This is a genomic window from Asticcacaulis sp. AC460, from assembly GCF_000495795.1.
Classification (GTDB): domain Bacteria; phylum Pseudomonadota; class Alphaproteobacteria; order Caulobacterales; family Caulobacteraceae; genus Asticcacaulis.
In genome coordinates this window covers 114,732-132,034 of sequence record NZ_AWGD01000015.1, presented here as the reverse complement: position 1 = coordinate 132,034, position 17,303 = coordinate 114,732, and the positions used below count along the sequence as shown (strand labels likewise).

Genomic DNA, 17,303 nt, shown 5'->3' with positions numbered 1-17,303 from the left:
CGCCCGAGTCGCAAATTGACTACGGGCCGCCCCCATCGGGCCGCCGTGCGGCTGCTGTTCAGGACCTCTTCATGACCCATCTGTCTCGCCTTCTGGCTTGTTCCGCTTTGGCTTCCGGTCTGCTTACTGCGTCGGCCTTTGCTGCGGAACCGACGACCGAGGTTGTCATCACGGCGCAGAAGCGGCCTGAACCCCTGAGCCGCGCACCTTTGTCGGTGGCGGTGGTGACGGGTGAACAGATGGAACGCAACGGCGCCCACGACCTGAAGGACCTGCAGGTCCTGACGCCGTCCCTGCTGATTACCTCGACGGCCAACGAAGCCCAGACCACGGCCCGCCTGCGCGGCGTCGGCACGGTCGGCGACAATCCTGGCCTGGAATCGTCGGTCGGCGTGACCATCGACGGCGTGCTGCGGCCGCGTACCGCCACAGCCATGAGCGACCTCGGCGTGCTGGACCGCGTAGAAATTCTGAAAGGCCCGCAGTCGGACACCTACGGCAAGGGCGCCTCGGCCGGCATCATCCAGGTGGTGACCAAGCTGCCCAGCCTGACCCCGTCGCAATCCTATGAGCTGACCGCCGGGTCGCAATGGACCCTGGGCGCCTCGGCCTATCTGACCGGTCCGCTGGCTGACAGCCTGGCCGGCTCGCTGTATGTTGCCACGCGCCAGCGCGACGGCCAGTATGACATCCATACCGGCGACGGCCCGCGCACGAAAACCGATGACGGCGACATCAATTATGACTCGATCCGCGGCCAGCTGCTGTACGCGCCCAGCGGGTCGCTGCGGATGCGCCTGATCGCCGACTATACCCGCCGCGACGAAAGCTGCTGCGCCGGCACGGCCATCGCCATCGGCGGCACACGCGGCTATATCGACAGCCTGTCCGACGACGAAGGCACGGCCTCGGTGGTCGATCCGGAAGGCCGCGAAGCCTGGGCCAACCGCCCGACCGGCCAGGAAATCAATGACGGCGGCGTGTCGTTGCAAACCGACCTGGCCATTACCCCTACCCTGCAACTGACTTCGATTACCGCGGCGCGCTACTGGGACCACAACAGCGGCTACGATGCCGATTTCAGCTCGGCCGACGTCTATTACCGCAACGAAGGCGGCAGCTTCGGCAACCGCTTCAACACCGTGTCGCAGGAAGTCCGCCTGAACGGCAAGACCTGGCGCTTCGACTGGATGGCCGGGGTGTTCCTCGATACGGAAGAGCTGACCCGCAACGACGAAACCATCTACGGCGCGGACTATGAAGGTTATCTGAGCCTGCTGCTGTCGGGCGGCGCCAACCCGGCGCGCGTGTCGGAGATCACCGGTTTGCCGGTCGGCCAGTCGTTTGTGCCGGGCCAGGGTGCCCACGACGTCCATGATCAGCGCGAACGCAACGCCGCCATCTTCGGCCATGTCGACTGGTTTGTCACCGACACCCTGACCGTCCTGATCGGCGCGCGCAGCAACCATCAGAAAAAGACCCTGGTGTCGCACTATACGACCTCGGACGCCGGCATTGCCTGCGCCCGCGCCACGGCGTCGAAAAGCGTGATCTGCCAGGCGGCGTCCAACCCGGCCTTTACTGACCTGACCAACGTCCAGGGCGCCGAGGAAAGCGCCACGGTCGGCTCCATCAAGGTCAAATGGCAAATCACACCGGGCATCATGACCTATGCCTCCTATGGCGAAGGCTGGAAGGGCGCCGGTTTCAACCTGGACCGCGAACAGACCTCGGCCTTTGCCGTCGATCGCAACACGTCGTTCGGCGCCGAGACCTCGCGCGCCTATGAACTGGGTGCCAAGGCCCGGTTCTTCGACGGCCGCCTGGCGGTGGACGGCACCCTGTTCGACCAGCGTTTCCGCAACTTCCAGCTGAACACCTTCCTGGGGACGTCCTTTCTGGTGACCTCGATCCCCAACCTGCGTTCGAAGGGCGTGGAGTTGGAGTCGCGCTATGTCACGGGCTTCGGTTTGAACCTGCGGGCGGGAGCGACCTATACCGACGCCAAGTTCGGTCCGGAAGCCATCACCGGCCTGCCGCTGCTGGCCAACAATACGCCGTCGTTCGCGCCGGAATGGTCGTCGGCCTTCGGTCTCGACTACAGCCGCATGGTGCATGGCCTGAAGCTGACGGCCAGCCTGGATGGCCGCTACAACAGCGACTACAATACGGGTTCGGACCTGGCGCCGATCAAGATCCAGAAGGCCTATACGCTTTATAACGGCCGTGTCGGCATCGGCGCGCCGGATGGCAACTGGACGCTGGAACTGTGGGGCCTGAACCTGACGGATGAGACCTACTACCAGGTGGCGTTCTCGGCGCCGTTCCAGTCGGGCTCGTTCAAGGCGTTCACCGGCAATCCGCGCACGGTGGGTCTGACCCTGCGCCTGAAGCACTAACACCCGCACCAGACTGGACCCCGGCGGGCCTGTGTGCTACGGCCCGCCGCCATGTCCTATGAAGTCACCGTCCTGACCATGTTCCCCGAGGCTTTCCCAGGCCCGCTCGGCGTTTCGCTGATCGGGACGTCGTGGAAAGAATCTGGCCTGTGGTCCCTGGAGACACTGGACATCCGGACCTTTTCGAGCGATAAGCGCGGCTTTCTTGACGACACCCCCGCCGGAGGTGGACCAGGTCAGGTGCTGAAGGCCGATGTCATCGCCAAAGCGCTTGATTCGCTTGAACTTTCCGACCGGCCCAAAGTGTACATGTCCGCCCGGGGCAAACCCCTGACCCAGGCGAAAGTCAAGGAATGGGCTGCTGCACCCGGACTGATCGTCCTGTGCGGCCGGTTCGAAGGGGTGGACCAACGGGTGCTCGACGCCCGCGGGTTCGAGGAAATCAGCGTCGGCGATGCCGTCCTTGCGGGCGGGGAAGCGGCGGCGATGGTGACGATCGAGGCAGTGGTGCGGCTTATTCCGGGGGTTCTCGGCGCATCGGAAAGCCTCGAGACCGAAAGCTTCGAGGATGGACTCCTGGAGCATCCGCAGTACACGCGACCGCGGACGTTCGAGGGCCTCGACATCCCCGAGGTGCTGTTGTCGGGCGACCATAAGAAAATGGCCGTCTGGAAACAGCAGCAAAGAGAGGCAACCACGAAGGACAGACGGCCCGATCTGTGGGACGCCTGGCTTTCCAAATCACAGGCAAAAGGCTCTCCGAAGCCTCAATAATTCAGGAGTACTCACATGAACCTGCTTCAGCAGATCGAAGCCGAAGAAGTCGCCAAGCTGGCGGCCGGCCGTAACTTCCCCGCTTTCCAGCCGGGCGACACCCTGCGCATCAACGTCAAGATCAAGGAAGGCGAGCGCGAGCGCGTCCAGGCCTTCGAAGGCGTCTGCATCGCGCGTGCCGGCTCGGGCATCAATGAGACCTTCACGGTCCGCAAGATCAGCTTCGGCGAAGGCGTCGAGCGTAAGTTCCCGCTGTTGTCGCCGAACATCGACTCGATCGAAGTCAAGCGCCGCGGTGTCGTCCGTCGCGCCAAGCTGTATTACCTGCGTGACCGTCGCGGCAAGTCGGCCCGTATCGTCGAGCGTTCGCAAAGCTCGACCCGCGGTTCCAAGGGCGACGAACTGCGCGCTGCCATGGCCAATGCCGCGCCGGCTCCGAACCTGGACGCCGAATAAGCATTGGGCGAAACGCCAAAATGAAAAACCCGCCGGAGCGATCCGGCGGGTTTTTCTTTTTCCGATAGTGATGAACGCCTATTCGAAAACGCCCTCGGCCAGGCGCAAATGATCGCGCAGTGCTACTTCGGCGTCGGCGGCGCTGTTGCAGTCGATCATCACCATCAGGCTGCCCTTCGGCAAAAGCGTCCCGCCCGTTACGGTCACCGTGCCCGGGGCCTTGGGATCAGTGGCGATCCAGACGGCCATCTTGATCGGCGTCTTGCCGTTACCGCTGCCGAGCGTCAAAATCTTGGTTTCCGTGACGGTCAGGCCCTCCAGGAAGGACGGAGTCTCCGAGGACGTCAGCATGTCACCGATATTTTCCTGGATCAGGTCCAGGGTAAGGATATCGCTATCATCCTGGACGCGGTCGGTCGCGACGACCATATCGACATAGTGATCCCGATCCTTCAGGCCGTAGGTGAAGAACCGGATGCCGTTGTCGACATCGGTCGTGTCATCCGGGCCCAGGGTTACGGTGTAGGTGCCATCCTCGGCGGTGAAGGTGCGTACGCCGGCGATATCGGCCACCTGGCCGCGATTGGCCTTGGGCGCCGGCACCACTTCATAAACAGATTGAGCGAAGGCCGGCGCACCGGTCAGCAGAACGGCAGCGGCGGCGAGGCCGGCAAACAGACGCATGAACCTATTCCTGAATTACTTGGTTTCCGGCGCTTTGGTCGGCGGTCCCGCGGCGGCAGATGACGACGTCGCGCCTTCGCTGCCGAACTTGGGCAGGAGCTCGGTCGGCACCTCGACACCGAAGATTTCCGGCGGCGCTTCCTTGGCGCCCATTTCCTCGCGGACGAAGTGCCAGGCCTTTTCATTGGAGCAGCCGCAGACGCGAAGCTGGTTGTTCTTGTCGCGCCAGATCAGCAGCGGATAGCTGACCGTCACCTTGTTCCGGCGCAGCAGTTCATTGATCTGGTCGTTGAAGCCGCGGCCGGCCCCGACCACGGCGGTGCGGGCCAGGCTGTCGTCAGCGATCGGAAGGCCCTCGGCCGTCCAGGTTTCGTCGGTCGACATGTGCCAGGCCTTGTAGAAGTTCCAGTTCCGCGTCAGCCACAGCTCGGCGATGGTGGAACGTTCCTCCGGCGTCGAGCGGATGGCGCCGGCCTGGTCGGGAAGGGCGAAGACGACGATGCGGGTCTCGATATTCGACGCCTGGAACTTGGGCAGTTCCTTGTCTTCATAGTCATTGCAGGTCTTGCAGCTGCGATAGGTGACCAGGTACATCGACTTGTCCTGGGCGCCCGGCGTCAGGTAGTCGGCCTGGTTCAGCAGCTTCTGAATGCGCGGCAGGTCTTCGGCGCTGGTGATGGTCACCGGGGCGTAGCGGATGAACTGGTCCCAATAGACCCAGTAGCCGGTCCCGATTATCGCCGGGATCAGCACCACCAAAGCCATCAGCCACAACAGGACTTTCCTGTTCATCCAAACCCCCGAAGCGCTTCTGCCCGACCTGCGCGATGCGCGACACTATAATCGCTAAAGCCCCATCCGCCTAGCTTAACCATGTTGCGGCAAATTCATACAGATTTACAAATGGTTAATGTAAAAAATCCATCAATTTGTGATGGCGGACCGCATCAACCCCGATTTAACATGGCGAACAGTGCAAAAATCACACACAGAATACTGATCACCCACAACGCCAGATAGGGAATTACCGCCTTGGGGCGGCGGCGGTCTTCGCTGGATGGATTGGGGGCCGGGTCGGTCATGGCGCCAAACTAGCACCGAACTGTGAAACTTGCCAAGACGCGCAAAACTGTTCAGACGAAGGACGTATGGCGAAGCTGCATATCATCGATGAACTGATCTACGAACGGGCGCCACGTCTGGTGGCGTCCTTCGCCTGGCCGATGGTCAAGCCGGTGCTGTACGCCATTCTGGGCTATCCGAAGGCGCGCCATACGGCCGATGCGGTGGCGCACCTGTCGGGCGCCGGCGCGCTGGACTATGTCTCGGACCTGCTGTCGCTGGATGTCCAGGTCCGTCACATCGAACGGATTCCGGCTTCGGGCCGATGCGTGGTGGTGGTCAATCACCCCACCGGCATTGCCGACGGGATCGCGGTTTACGATGCCTTGCTGCGGATACGTCCCGACGCGATCTTCTTTGCCAATGCCGACGTTCTGCGGGTCAATCCGCGCTTCGGCGAGGCCATCATCCCGGTCGAGTGGGTCGAAGCCAAGCGCACGCGCGAAAAGACCCGCGCGACTTTTGCGGCCGCCAAGGCCGCTTTCGAAGCCGAACGCTGCGTGGTGATGTTCCCGGCCGGGCGGCTGGCGCGGCGCAATCCGCAAGGCGAGCTGGTCGACCCGCCCTGGGCGCCGACGGCGGTGTCGTTGGCGCAGAAATACCAGGCCCCGATCGTGCCGATCCACCTGACCGGGCCCAATTCCTTCTGGTTCCACTTGTTTCATAAGTTTTCCCAGGAACTGCGCGACATCACCCTGTTTCACGAACTGCTCAACAAGGCGGGTAAACGCTTCGATTTGACGGTCGGTCCGGTGATTGATCCGGACACGGATGGTTTCGATACCGATGGGCTGAAAACCTATGTCGAAAAGACCCTGGCGGGGTCACCGGATGCCGCCTATGGCTGAGACTGTACACCTCCCCGACGAAGCCGCGACGGCAGCGTTGGGCGCTTCGATTGCACCCGGATTGAAGGCCGGCGATGTCGTCTACCTGACCGGCGCGCTCGGCATGGGGAAATCGTCCTTGGCGCGGGGCCTGATACGTGCCCTGACCTATCCGGACCAGGATGTGCCGTCGCCGACCTTCACCCTGATCCAGTCCTATGAGGCGGCGGACTTCACCCTGCTGCATCTCGATCTGTACCGGCTGGAATCGCCGGACGAGGCCTACGAACTGGGCCTGGACGACGCCCTGCCATCGTCCGTGTTGCTGATCGAATGGCCCGACCGCTTGGGGCATCTCGGCTACGACGACCGGCTGGACATCGTGCTGGAACTGGCCGATAAGACCAATCCTTCTGCGGGCCGGATCGCGCATCTGGTTCCGCGTGGAAATTTCAAGGTTTAGTATGACTGCGACGACACCGGACCGCGAGGCGATCAAGCAGCGGTTTTTAAGCGATTCCGGCTTCGGCAATGCCGAGCGCCAGCCCCTGCCCGGCGATGCCTCGACCCGCCGCTATGAGCGCCTCATCAAGGACGGCCAATCCTACATGCTGATGGATCAGCCGCCGGCGCTGGAAACCCAGCCATGCCGGCCGGAGCAGACCCCGTCCGACCGTGTCGAGTCGGGCTATAACGCCATGGCGCGCCTGGCGGCCGGGCGGATCGACGCCTTTGTCGCCGCGGCCGGTTATTTGCGGTCACAGGGCCTGTCGGCTCCGCAGTGCTATGAGCTGGATGCCGCCAATGGCCTGCTGATTTCGGAAGACCTGGGTGACGACCTGTTCGCCGCCCTGATCGCCAAGGGTCAGGACGAGCAGCCGCTGTATATGGCGGCCATCGAGGCCCTGGCGCAGTTGCACGAATTGACCCCGCCCGATGTGCTGCCCGGACAATTGGGCACGCCGGGCTGGCCGTTGCTGACCTATGACGATCTGGCGCTGAAGACCGGCGCGGGTTTGTTCACCGAATGGTACCCGCGCTATGCCGGTGGAGAAGCGCTTTCGGACCAGGCCCTGGCCGAGTGGGAAGCCCTGTGGTCGCCGTTACGCAAACGCGCCGAAGCCGGGGCGACCGCCTTTGCGCATCGTGACTACCATGCCGAAAACCTGATGTGGTTGCCGGATCGTTCGGGCGTCGCCCGGGTGGGGATGATCGACTTCCAGGACGCCCTGCGCGCCCACCCGTCGTGGGACCTGCTGTCGCTGCTGCAGGACGCTCGCCGCGATGTCTCGCCGGAACTGGAAAAGGCCGCGCTGGACCACTATTTCGGTCTGCGCCCGCACGTCGACCGCGACGCCTTCATGGCCGATTACAATGCCCTGGCGACGCTGAACGAGGCGCGGATCCTGGGCATCTTCGCGCGCCTGGTCGTGCACTACCACAAGCCGCGCTACGAGCAGTTCATCCCGCGCATGTGGCGCCATATCGGCCGCAATGTCGAAGCGCCGGGCATGGAAGGGCTGAAAGATTGGTTCCATGCCTACGGTTTCGGCGATAAGCTGAAAGCATGATTCCCGAGACAGCCTTTATCCTGGCGGCGGGCTTAGGCACCCGCATGCGCCCGCTGACCAATGACCGGCCCAAGGCCCTGGTCGAGGTCGGCGGCCGCGCTTTGATCGATCACATGCTGGACCGCTTGGCGGCGGCGGGCGCGAAGCACTTCGTTGTCAATGTCCATGCCTTTGCCGACCGGCTGGAAGCCCACCTGAAGGCGCGGACCGATCTGGATATCGTCATCTCGGACGAGCGCGAGGCCCTGCTGGAAACCGGTGGGGGCCTGAAGAAGGCGCGGCCGCTGCTGGGTGAGGATCCGATCTGGGCGGCCAATATCGATAGTGTCTGGCTGGAGGATATTGACGGCGCGGCGTTGAAGGCGCTGAGCAGCCTTTGGAATCCTGACGAGATGGACGCGGCGCTGTTGCTGGCGCGGATGGAGCGAACGACGGGGTTCGACGGCGCCGGCGACTTTTTCATGGATGGTGACCGGCTGCGTTTCCGTGGCGAGGCCTCGTCTGCGCCGCTGAACTATATGGGCGTGCACATCACCAAACCGCAGATCGTCGATGGCGTGGATGAGGCGGCATTTTCGCTGGCGAAGATCTGGCGGGAGTTAGCGCCGAAAGGCCGAATCGCCGGAGTCGTGATGGATGGCGACTGGATGCATGTCGGCGATCCCGCTGCCCGCGATATCGCTGAGGGTCGGTTAGCCGTTCGGGACCGGTAAAGGGTTTAGTCGAACAGCGTCGCCAAGCCAATGATTTCCAGTTGGTTCGCCAGGGTCTTGAACACCGGAATCTCGGCAACATAGCCGCTCAACCGGCCCTTGGCGGTATAGCGTTGACGGAAGACCTCGGCATCGAACAGGTCGCCGATCAGGTCCATCAAATCGCCCGTCAGGTAAATCCCACCCCGCGCACCCAGGATCAGGCCGACATCCGATGCCATCGCCGCCAGCCAGCCCATGCTCATCCGGATCGCTTCGCTTGCGCGTTCATCACCTATGCTGGCCAGGGCGACGATCTCTTCCGGCGACTTGCGGACCACTTCGTCGCCGTCCAGTTCGCTGAGTGCCTTCCAGACGTGGACCAGACCGTCCAGCGAGATGGCCAATTCGCGGGCGACATGGCCATGGCGGCGGGCCAGGACCTGGCGCACCTGCCACTCACGTTCGGACGTCGCCGGCAGGTCCGAATGTCCGCCTTCGCAGGGGATGGCGGTCCAGCTACCGGCGCCGTCGGGCGCCAGGGCGGCGAGGCCAAGGCCATGGTGGGGCCCCAGGACGGCGATCACCTGCTCGTCGATGGCGTCTTCGCCGCAGATCTTCTCGACCTCGTGACTGTTGAGCCGGGGAATGGCCAGGGCGCGGGCGACGAAGTTGTTGACCAGGTTGACCCGTTGCACGCCCAGAAGCGCGCGGACATCGTCCCGGACGATTGACATGCCCTCCTGAGGCAGTTGCAGCTTGCCCTTGCTTTCCCAGCCGCGCGACGAAATCGCCACGCCCTTCAGACGTGGATGGCCGTTCTGCGTCAGAAAATCGATCATGGCATCGTCGAACGACGCCCGGTCGGGACAGGAATAGGGTGTCGCCTCCGGCGGGCGCGAGCCCGGATGCGCCAGGGCCATTTCGACCTCGGCGCCGATCGCGAAATCACACAGGAGGACGTAGTCGGACATGCCAAAATATCCTGGAGGGACTTCAATCGAACAGGGTTGCCAGGCCGATGACCTCGAGGTCACGGGCCTTGGCGAGATAGACCGGTATCTCGCTGACATAGCTGCTTAGCCGGCCCTTGTCGCCATAGCGGGCGACGAAGGCGTCGACGTTCAGCTGGTCACCGATCATGTCCATCAGTTCGCCGGCCAGGTAGACCCCGCCGCGGGCGCCCAGGATCAGGGCAACGTCGGAGGCGAAGGCGGCGAACCAGCCCATGCTGAGATCGATCGCCTGGCGGCAGCGGGCGTCACCCGTGCGGCACCGGGCGACGATCAGCTCAGATTCCGGGACGATTCCGCCGTCTTCGCCGTCGAGCTTGGCCAGGGCCTGCCAGAGGTCGCGCAGGCCGGGGATGGAGACGACCCGTTCCCGCGACACATGGCCTTTGTACTTTTCGTGCAGGACCTTCCACACCTTCCATTCCAGGTCCGTGACCGGGGTCAGGTCGGAATGCCCGCCTTCGCAGGGCATGGCGGTCCAGTTGCCCATGCCGTCGGGCGCCAGGGCGGCCTGGCCCAGGCCACGATGCGCGCTGATGACGGCGATGACCTGTTCTTCCAGGGCGTCGCCGCCGCAGATCTTGAGCCGTTCGGTGCTTTCCAGGCGCGGGATAGCCAGCGCCTTGGCGACACAGTCATTGACCAGGTTCAGGCGCTGGATATTGAGGAATTCGCGCACCTCGGCGCGGTTGATCGAAAACCGGTGGTTCGGCATAGCCATATTGCCGCGGTCTTCCCAGCCGCCGGCCGAGATCGCCGCACCCATCAGTGGGGGATTGTCATGCTGGTTCAGGAAATAGCGGATCGAGGCCTGGAAATCCTCCCAGGTTTCGCACGGAAATTGCTGGGTGTTGTCGGGGCGTTCGCCCCGCCGGGCCAGGGCCAGTTTGAGACATATCCCGTTGCTGATGTCGCTCAGCAGCACATATTCGCCCATGATATCCTGCCCATTGATACGCTTATGAGGGGCCGGCCATTGCACACACCGGCTTCGTTAACAGACAAAATTAAAATCGATTTGTTGATTTTTACTAAAGGTCTGACCTAGAGCTTACGATTATGACGGTTTTGTCGAAAATATGCGGTATTTCTACGCTTTCGGCCGCTCAAGCGGCGGTTAAGAGCGGCGCGGACCTGCTTGGATTTATCCACTTTGCGAAGAGTCCACGACATTTGACGCAACCGTCAATGACGCAACTGATGCAGGCGATTCGCTGCCATGGTATGACCACACCGCTGACGGCCGTCGTGGTTAATCCGGACGATGAACTTTTGACAGCCTTGACCGCGTCGGCGCAGCCGGACCTGATCCAGCTTCACGGTCATGAAACGCCGGATCGGGTGGCCGAAGTCCGGTCGCGGTTCGGCCTGCCGGTGATCAAGGCGATCAGTGTCGAGACGGCCGACGATATTGCTGCCGCCAAGCTATATGACGAGGTCGCCGACTATCTGCTGTTCGACGCCAAAACGCCGAAGGACGCCGTCCTGCCCGGCGGTATGGGGTTAAGCTTCGACTGGCCGCTGATGCGCGCCTGGACGGGAGTCAAGCCGTGGCTTCTGGCCGGGGGACTGACGCCCGATAATGTCGCCGAGGCTCTCCGTTTGAGTGGTGCGCCCGGGGTGGATGTCTCCTCAGGGGTTGAATCGACGCCGGGCGTTAAGGATGAGCGACTCATTTCCGGCTTCCTTAAAGCCGTAAAGTCGCTATAACCCGCTTTCTTTAAAACGTCCGCATCCATGTCTGGCTTGATCTGAATCAGCAAGCCGGACGTAGTTGCGGCACCAACAGCAAGACTTCAGAAGGATCCTTTGCAGTGAGCGATCTGCGTCCCAACACCTATTCCCAACCGGATGCCAAGGGCCGGTTCGGGGAATTCGGCGGTCTCTATGTGCCTGAGACCCTGATGCCGCTGGTGCTGGAGCTGAACGCCGCCTGGCAAAGCGCCAAAACCGATCCCACCTTCTGGGCCGAATATCACAGCCTCCTGAAGCACTTCGTCGGTCGGCCATCGCCCCTGTATCTGGCGGAACGCCTGACCGCCCACTACGGTGGTGCGAAGATCTACTTCAAGCGCGAAGAGCTGAACCACACCGGCGCGCACAAGATCAACAACTGCATCGGCCAGATACTGCTGGCCCGGCGCATGGGGCGGACGCGGATCATAGCTGAAACCGGGGCGGGCCAGCACGGCGTCGCTTCGGCCACAGTGTGCGCCAAGTTCGATCTTCCCCTGGTGGTTTATATGGGCGCGACCGATGTCGAGCGTCAGGCGCCGAACGTCTTCCGCATGAAGCTGATGGGCGCCGAAGTGACCCCGGTCACGGCTGGCAACGGCACCTTGAAGGATGCTTTGAACGAAGCGCTGCGGGACTGGGTGACCAATGTCAGTGACACCTATTACATGATCGGCACTGCGGCTGGCATGCACCCGTATCCCGAGATGGTCCGCGATTTCCAGACGGTCATCGGCAAGGAAACGCGCGAGCAGATTCTGGAACAGGAAGGTCGCCTGCCTGACGCCGTCATCGCCTGTATCGGCGGTGGCTCCAACGCCATCGGCATGTTCCATCCCTTTATCGACGACGAAGGCGTGCAGATCGTCGGCGTCGAAGCGGCGGGCCACGGCCTGGACGTCTATAACGGCCACTCGGCTTCGCTGAACGGCGGCCGCCCGGGCGTGCTCCACGGCAACCGCACCTACCTGCTGCAGGACGACGACGGCCAAATCCTGGAAGGCCACTCGATTTCGGCCGGCCTCGACTATCCTGGCATTGGCCCGGAACACGCCCACCTCTTCAAGACCGGCAGGGCGCGTTACATCACGGCCACGGACGACGAGGCGCTGGAAGCTTTCCAGCTCACGTCGAAGCTTGAGGGCATTATCCCGGCTCTGGAGTCGTCTCACGCCATTGCCCGCGTCGGCGAACTGGCGCGTGAGATCGGTAAGGATGGCATTGTTGTGCTGAACCTCTCGGGCCGCGGCGACAAGGATATCGCCACCGTCTCCAAACGTCTGGGCATGGGAGGGATCTCAGCATGACCGTCTCCCGCATCGACGCCCGCTTTGCGGCTCTGAAGACCGAGAACCGTGCCGCCTTCATCGCCTATATCATGGCCGGAGATCCGGACGTGGACACCACGCTGGACATCCTGAAAGGCTTGCCCGCGGCCGGGGCCGACCTGATCGAGCTGGGTTTTCCCTTCTCCGATCCGATGGCGGAGGGGCCCACCATTCAGCATGCTGCTGAACGCGCTTTGAAGAACGGCACCAAGATCGCCGATGTCTTCAACCTGGTCCGCCGCTTCCGTGAACACGACCAGACGACACCGATCATCCTGATGGGCTATATGAACCCCGTCGAGTCCATGGGCTACGAGGCCTGGGCGGCCAAGATGGCGGAGGTCGGCGCCGACGGGCTGATCATCGTCGACTGCCCGCCGGAAGAAGCCGATGGCCTGACCGACGCACTGGACGCGGAGAATCTGGCACTGATTCGCCTGGCCACCCCGACCAGCGACGAAAACCGTCTCAAGACCCTGGTGAAGCGGACGCGCGGATTTATCTATTACGTTTCCGTGACCGGGGTGACGGGCGTGAAGGAAGTCAACGCCGAGGCCATCCGTGATGAGGTCCGCAAGGTCCAGGAAGCGGCGCAATTGCCGGTAGCGGTGGGCTTCGGCATCCGCACCGCCGAACGCGCTGCCGAGGTTGCCCGCATCGCTGACGCCGCGGTTGTCGGTTCAGCACTTGTTGACGAAATCAAGAATAGTTTACCTGATTCGCAAGCCGGCAAAGCGAAAGTGCTGGAAAAGGCCGCAATTTTGGCTCAGGCTGTGCGTTCGGCGCGTTAAGGAGTAGCAGATAGTAATGGCTATGGCTGATACGACCAAGGGTCCGAAACTGCCGGGGGGCGCCAAGCCCGCCGATCGTCGCGAACGCGGAGGCTGGCTGGCCAAGATCGCCCCCGGCGTCTCCAAGTTCGTCAGCCGGCGTGAAACGCCGGAAAATCTGTGGGTCAAGGACCCCGACACCGGCGACATGATCTACCGGTCGGACCTGGAAGCGGCCATGTGGGTGACGCCTTCGGGCCGCCATATGCGCATCGGTCCTGACGCGCGCATGAAATTCACCTTCGACGACAGCAAGTGGACCGATATTCCGCTGCCCGGCGTCCACGAAGATCCGCTGCATTTTTCGGACGGTAAGCCCTATTCCGAGCGTCTGAAGGCGGCGCGTGCCGCCACCGGCGAGCAGGACACCATGGCCGCCGGCTACGGCACGGTCCAGGGCACGCCCTGCGTCGTGCTGGTCCAGGACTTCGCCTTCATGGGCGGATCGCTGGGCATGGCCGCCGGCGAAGGCTTTATCGCCGCCGCCCGCGAAGCGCTGGCGCGTAAATGCCCGATGGTCGCCTATACCGCCGCCGGCGGCGCCCGTATGCAGGAAGGCGCCCTGTCGCTGATGCAGATGGCGCGCACCACCCTGGCCATCCAGGAACTCAAGGCGGCGCAGCTGCCCTATATCGTCGTCCTGACCGACCCGACCACGGGCGGTGTTACGGCGTCCTATGCCATGCTGGGCGATATCCACCTGGCTGAACCGGGCGCTTTGATCGGTTTCGCCGGTCCGCGTGTCATCGAAACCACCATCCGCGAAAAGCTGCCGGAAGGCTTCCAGCGTTCGGAATACCTGGTCGAAAAGGGCATGGTCGACCGCGTGGTGCCGCGCTCGGAACTGCCGGAAGTGCTGGGCGCCCTGATGTCGATGCTGATGGGCGGCCGTCGCAAGGCGGCTTAAGTTCGAAGCCGGGGGGCGATGGTAAGACCGCGTAAACTGTTGTTGTCGCTGTTCGCCTGTGCGGTGGCCGCACCGGTCGGTACGTTTGTGGCGACATACCCATTCAGTGTGGTTTGGATTTCCAGAGATACATGGCCGGAGCGTCTGGTCGACTCCTGGTTCTTTACCCTGGGTTTGGCGCCGGTTCTTTCCGGCGTCACCTTCGCCGCCATGGTGATCATCGGCTTACCGTATCAGGCCATCATGCAGAAGCGCGGTGAGACTGACTGGCTCTCCCATGTCGGGCCGCCGATCCTAGGCGGTTGTCTGATTTCGGTCATGACCATGATCGGGATTCTGTACCTGCCGGCAGCAGCCCTCAACGGATTTATCGCGGGCAGCGTTTTCTGGCTGATCCGCCGCCCGGACAAGGACTTAGACGAAGAGGCAAAGGCCTGATGGCGATTCAGATCAAAGCGACGCGTGCTCTGAAAAGCCTGGCCGGCTTATTGGTGGGCGCCGTGGTCAGTACGGCCATAGCCCTGCCGTTCACGGGAATGGTGCACGAAAGTCCCGATCCCGAACTGAACGAAGGCTACGCCTCTATGCTGATTGCCGGGTCCCTCATGGTCACCATGTTTGCGGTCCCGGTTGGCCTGGTTGGCCACGCTATTCTCAGCGCTTTGAAGCGGCGCGAAGCGGTCGTCTATGCGATGTCGGGCGGGGTTGGCGGTTTCCTCTTCAGTTTTGTGATGGGGGGCGGCATCGACCGGTTGCAGACCATCCCGTTGTACACGCTTTGGGCGGCCGGTTGTGCGCTGATCGCCTGGTTGATCCGGCGGCCGGACAAGGATGCCGTCGTCCCGCTCGATACGCACTTCTGAGGTCGCATGAAACTCGTTGGAGAGCGGGTATTTCGAAATGTCCTCGGCCTGGTGGTCGGAGCATGGCTAGGGACAGCCATCACTATGGCAACCTACACCGCCATTCAAATCGCCTTGGGCCATCGCGAAGCCGTAGATGGGATTATCGCCGGAGTTCCCACCCTGGGCCTGTTTGTTTTTATCGTCATGGCGCCGCTGGTCTTAATCGCGCACGCAGCCCTGTGCGCGCTCAAGCGGCCTGCCTGGTTCTACTATGTCGGATTGGCGGCAGTCGTGGGTTATTTTTTGGGCTCACTGGTCACCTACGTCGAAAGCTCTATCTCGCGGCTATGGATGGATGGCGGATTCGCCATATGGGCCGCCGTGTGCGTGGCAATCTTCTGGCTGATCCGGCGGCCGGACAAGGATGCCGTCGTCCCGCTCGACACGCACTTCTAATCGTCCTAAACCGGCGCCATGACCGACCGCCTGCTGCCGTTCGATGCGCCGCTGGAGCGCTTGAAAGCCCTGCATCCCAAACGGATCGACCTCAATCTCGACCGGATGCTGCGGGTCTGCGCGGCGCTTGGCAATCCGCAGGACCGGCTGCCACCGGTGGTCCATGTCGCCGGCACCAATGGCAAGGGGTCGACTCTGGCCCTTTTGCGCGCCATGGCCGAAGCCCAAGGGGTGCGCGTTCACGTCTATACGTCGCCTCACTTGGTGCGCTTTGCCGAGCGCATCCGTCTGGCCGGTCGTCTGATCACGGATGATGCGCTGGCCGATGTGCTGGACCGTGTCGAAAAGGCCAATGGCGGCGAGCCACTGACCTTCTTCGAAGCCACGACGGCGGCGGCGTTCCTGGCCTTCTCGGAGACCCCGGCGGATGTGCTGCTGCTGGAAACCGGGCTGGGCGGGAACCTGGACGCGACCAATATCGTGGTCCGGCCGAAACTGACCCTGATCAGCCCGATCGACTACGACCATAAGGATTTCCTCGGCGAGGAGCTGTCGCAGATCGCCCGCGAGAAGGCCGGCATCTTCAAGCGCGGTACTCCGGCCGTGTCGGCGCGTCAGGCCGATGAGGCCCGCGCCGCGCTTGAGCGGCAGGCTTTGAAGTTGAATGTGTCGCTGGAGTTTGCCGGTGAAGGTTTCGACGCCTGGCGCGAAGGCGACCGGCTGGTGTTTCAGGACGAGGATGCCTTGCTGGACCTGTCCCTGCCGCGTCTGCCGGGTGAGCATCAGATCGGCAATGCGGCTGTGGCCGTCAAGGCGGCGCGGCTGCTGGGCTGGTCGCCGGAAGCGATAGATAAGGGGCTACAGACGGCGGTGTGGCCGGGGCGGCTGCAGGCCTTGAAAGCCGGGCCGTTGTTTGAAGTGCTGCCGGCGGGGTCGGACCTGTGGCTGGATGGCGGGCATAATCCCCATGCGGCCCGGGCTTTGCGCGACTTTATCGACCGGATGCAGGCGCGCGACGCCAAGCCGCTATATCTGATCTGCGGGCTGATCAATACCAAGGATGCCGGTGAATTTTTTGGCGCCTTTGCCGGGGTGGAGGCGGATGTGGCTTGTGTTGGCTTTTCCAGCGAGGCGGTGATTGCGCCGGACGTGCTGGCGCTGGCAGCGCAAGCAAAAGGGCTCAGGGCCTATGCGGCCGAGAGCCCTTTACAGGTTATAAAATCCTTGCCCAATGAGCCTTGCCGCGTTTTGATCTGCGGCTCGCTATACCTGGCCGGTGACGTACTAGCCGCTTCCGAAGCGACTTGGCCGACTTAGGAAACGCCGGATTCGCTTAGCCATTCCAATAGCTTGGCCTTAGGCAGGGCGCCGACCTTCATCGAGGTCATCTGGCCGTCCTTGAACAGGATCATGGTCGGAATACCGCGCACGCCGAAACGCGACGGCGTCATCGGGCTGTCCTCGATGTTCAGCTTGGCGATCTTGACCTTGTCGCCCAGGCCTTCCGCCACCTCTTCCAGGATCGGCGCGATCTGCTTACAGGGACCGCACCATTCGGCCCAGAAATCCACCAGCACCGGGGTGCTCGACTTCAGAACGTCGGCTTCAAAGCTTTCGTCGGTAATCTTATGCGTCGCCATCATTGGCTCCTTTCGAACTTTGCCC

The 17,303-nt window shown here is 62.7% G+C and carries 20 protein-coding genes; 15 read left to right on the top strand and 5 right to left on the bottom strand.

What is annotated here, in order from left to right:
* Nucleotides 1-71 precede the first annotated feature (71 nt).
* The 3 genes from ABAC460_RS33365 to rplS are packed head-to-tail and all read left to right on the top strand — an operon-like array spanning nt 72 to nt 3,629.
* Nucleotides 72-2,399 carry a TonB-dependent receptor gene (locus tag ABAC460_RS33365; RefSeq protein ID WP_023453008.1) on the top strand — a complete coding sequence of 776 codons (2,328 nt, stop codon included), beginning with the start codon at nt 72-74 and terminating at the stop codon, nt 2,397-2,399.
* A gap of 51 nt (nt 2,400-2,450) precedes the next feature.
* Nucleotides 2,451-3,173, top strand: coding sequence for a tRNA (guanosine(37)-N1)-methyltransferase TrmD (gene trmD, locus ABAC460_RS33360; RefSeq protein WP_023453007.1), 723 nt, complete (start codon nt 2,451-2,453; stop codon nt 3,171-3,173).
* A gap of 15 nt (nt 3,174-3,188) precedes the next feature.
* Nucleotides 3,189-3,629: a 50S ribosomal protein L19 gene (rplS, locus tag ABAC460_RS33355; RefSeq protein WP_023453006.1), complete on the top strand. Its 441-nt coding sequence runs from the start codon at nt 3,189-3,191 to the stop codon at nt 3,627-3,629.
* A gap of 78 nt (nt 3,630-3,707) precedes the next feature.
* Here rplS and ABAC460_RS33350 read toward each other — a convergent pair whose 3' ends face one another.
* Nucleotides 3,708-4,313, bottom strand: a complete 606-nt coding sequence (locus ABAC460_RS33350) for a hypothetical protein (RefSeq protein WP_023453005.1) — start codon at nt 4,311-4,313, stop codon at nt 3,708-3,710.
* 15 nt (nt 4,314-4,328) lie between these two features.
* A complete protein-coding gene (locus ABAC460_RS0124400; RefSeq protein WP_155914612.1) occupies nt 4,329-5,105 on the bottom strand; it encodes a hypothetical protein in 777 nt (258 codons plus the stop codon).
* A 356-nt stretch (nt 5,106-5,461) separates the two neighbouring features.
* Here ABAC460_RS0124400 and ABAC460_RS33345 point away from each other — a divergent pair, with 356 nt between their 5' ends.
* From ABAC460_RS33345 to murU, 4 genes are read left to right on the top strand one after another with little or no spacing between them, the layout of a single operon-like run.
* Nucleotides 5,462-6,283, top strand: a complete 822-nt coding sequence (locus tag ABAC460_RS33345; protein ID WP_023453003.1) for a GNAT family N-acetyltransferase — start codon at nt 5,462-5,464, stop codon at nt 6,281-6,283.
* Nucleotides 6,276-6,725, top strand: coding sequence for a tRNA (adenosine(37)-N6)-threonylcarbamoyltransferase complex ATPase subunit type 1 TsaE (gene tsaE, locus ABAC460_RS33340; protein ID WP_031236645.1), 450 nt, complete (start codon nt 6,276-6,278; stop codon nt 6,723-6,725). The genes ABAC460_RS33345 and tsaE overlap by 8 nt, the downstream gene beginning before the upstream one ends.
* 1 nt (nt 6,726) lies before the next feature.
* Nucleotides 6,727-7,833: an N-acetylmuramate/N-acetylglucosamine kinase AmgK gene (gene amgK, locus ABAC460_RS33335; RefSeq protein ID WP_023453001.1), complete on the top strand. Its 1,107-nt coding sequence runs from the start codon at nt 6,727-6,729 to the stop codon at nt 7,831-7,833.
* Nucleotides 7,830-8,546: an N-acetylmuramate alpha-1-phosphate uridylyltransferase MurU gene (gene murU / locus ABAC460_RS33330; RefSeq protein WP_023453000.1), complete on the top strand. Its 717-nt coding sequence runs from the start codon at nt 7,830-7,832 to the stop codon at nt 8,544-8,546. The genes amgK and murU overlap by 4 nt, the downstream gene beginning before the upstream one ends.
* Before the next feature lie 5 nt (nt 8,547-8,551).
* Here murU and ABAC460_RS33325 read toward each other — a convergent pair whose 3' ends face one another.
* Both ABAC460_RS33325 and ABAC460_RS33320 read right to left on the bottom strand, forming a co-directional pair.
* On the bottom strand, nt 8,552-9,499 hold the full coding sequence (locus ABAC460_RS33325; protein ID WP_023452999.1) for a glucokinase: 948 nt from the start codon (nt 9,497-9,499) through the stop codon (nt 8,552-8,554).
* 22 nt (nt 9,500-9,521) lie between these two features.
* A complete protein-coding gene (locus tag ABAC460_RS33320) occupies nt 9,522-10,475 on the bottom strand; it encodes a glucokinase (protein WP_023452998.1) in 954 nt (317 codons plus the stop codon).
* 122 nt (nt 10,476-10,597) lie between these two features.
* On the opposite strand from ABAC460_RS33320, the gene ABAC460_RS0124395 reads away from it, so the two are divergent.
* From ABAC460_RS0124395 to ABAC460_RS33285, 8 genes are all read left to right on the top strand, one after another.
* Nucleotides 10,598-11,248, top strand: coding sequence for a phosphoribosylanthranilate isomerase (locus ABAC460_RS0124395; protein WP_031236644.1), 651 nt, complete (start codon nt 10,598-10,600; stop codon nt 11,246-11,248).
* 104 nt (nt 11,249-11,352) lie between these two features.
* Complete coding sequence (gene trpB / locus ABAC460_RS33315) at nt 11,353-12,579, top strand: tryptophan synthase subunit beta (protein WP_023452996.1); 1,227 nt, start codon at nt 11,353-11,355, stop codon at nt 12,577-12,579.
* A complete protein-coding gene (trpA, locus tag ABAC460_RS33310) occupies nt 12,576-13,391 on the top strand; it encodes a tryptophan synthase subunit alpha (RefSeq protein ID WP_023452995.1) in 816 nt (271 codons plus the stop codon). The genes trpB and trpA overlap by 4 nt, the downstream gene beginning before the upstream one ends.
* A gap of 16 nt (nt 13,392-13,407) precedes the next feature.
* Nucleotides 13,408-14,337 carry an acetyl-CoA carboxylase carboxyltransferase subunit beta gene (locus tag ABAC460_RS33305; RefSeq protein WP_031236643.1) on the top strand — a complete coding sequence of 310 codons (930 nt, stop codon included), beginning with the start codon at nt 13,408-13,410 and terminating at the stop codon, nt 14,335-14,337.
* Nucleotides 14,338-14,355: 18 nt separating this feature from the next.
* Complete coding sequence (locus ABAC460_RS33300) at nt 14,356-14,775, top strand: hypothetical protein (protein ID WP_023452993.1); 420 nt, start codon at nt 14,356-14,358, stop codon at nt 14,773-14,775.
* Nucleotides 14,775-15,200, top strand: coding sequence for a hypothetical protein (locus ABAC460_RS33295; protein ID WP_023452992.1), 426 nt, complete (start codon nt 14,775-14,777; stop codon nt 15,198-15,200). Before ABAC460_RS33300 ends, ABAC460_RS33295 begins: the two co-directional genes overlap by 1 nt.
* A gap of 84 nt (nt 15,201-15,284) precedes the next feature.
* Nucleotides 15,285-15,638: a hypothetical protein gene (locus tag ABAC460_RS33290; RefSeq protein WP_023452991.1), complete on the top strand. Its 354-nt coding sequence runs from the start codon at nt 15,285-15,287 to the stop codon at nt 15,636-15,638.
* Nucleotides 15,639-15,656: 18 nt separating this feature from the next.
* Nucleotides 15,657-16,955, top strand: a complete 1,299-nt coding sequence (locus tag ABAC460_RS33285) for a bifunctional folylpolyglutamate synthase/dihydrofolate synthase (protein ID WP_023452990.1) — start codon at nt 15,657-15,659, stop codon at nt 16,953-16,955.
* Here the strand turns inward: ABAC460_RS33285 and trxA are convergent.
* The gene (gene trxA / locus ABAC460_RS33280; RefSeq protein ID WP_031236640.1) at nt 16,952-17,278 is read right to left on the bottom strand and encodes a thioredoxin; all 327 of its coding nucleotides are present in this window, start codon (nt 17,276-17,278) and stop codon (nt 16,952-16,954) included. The two genes, ABAC460_RS33285 and trxA, sit on opposite strands and share 4 nt — an antisense overlap.
* Between the last annotated feature and the right edge of the window lie 25 nt (nt 17,279-17,303).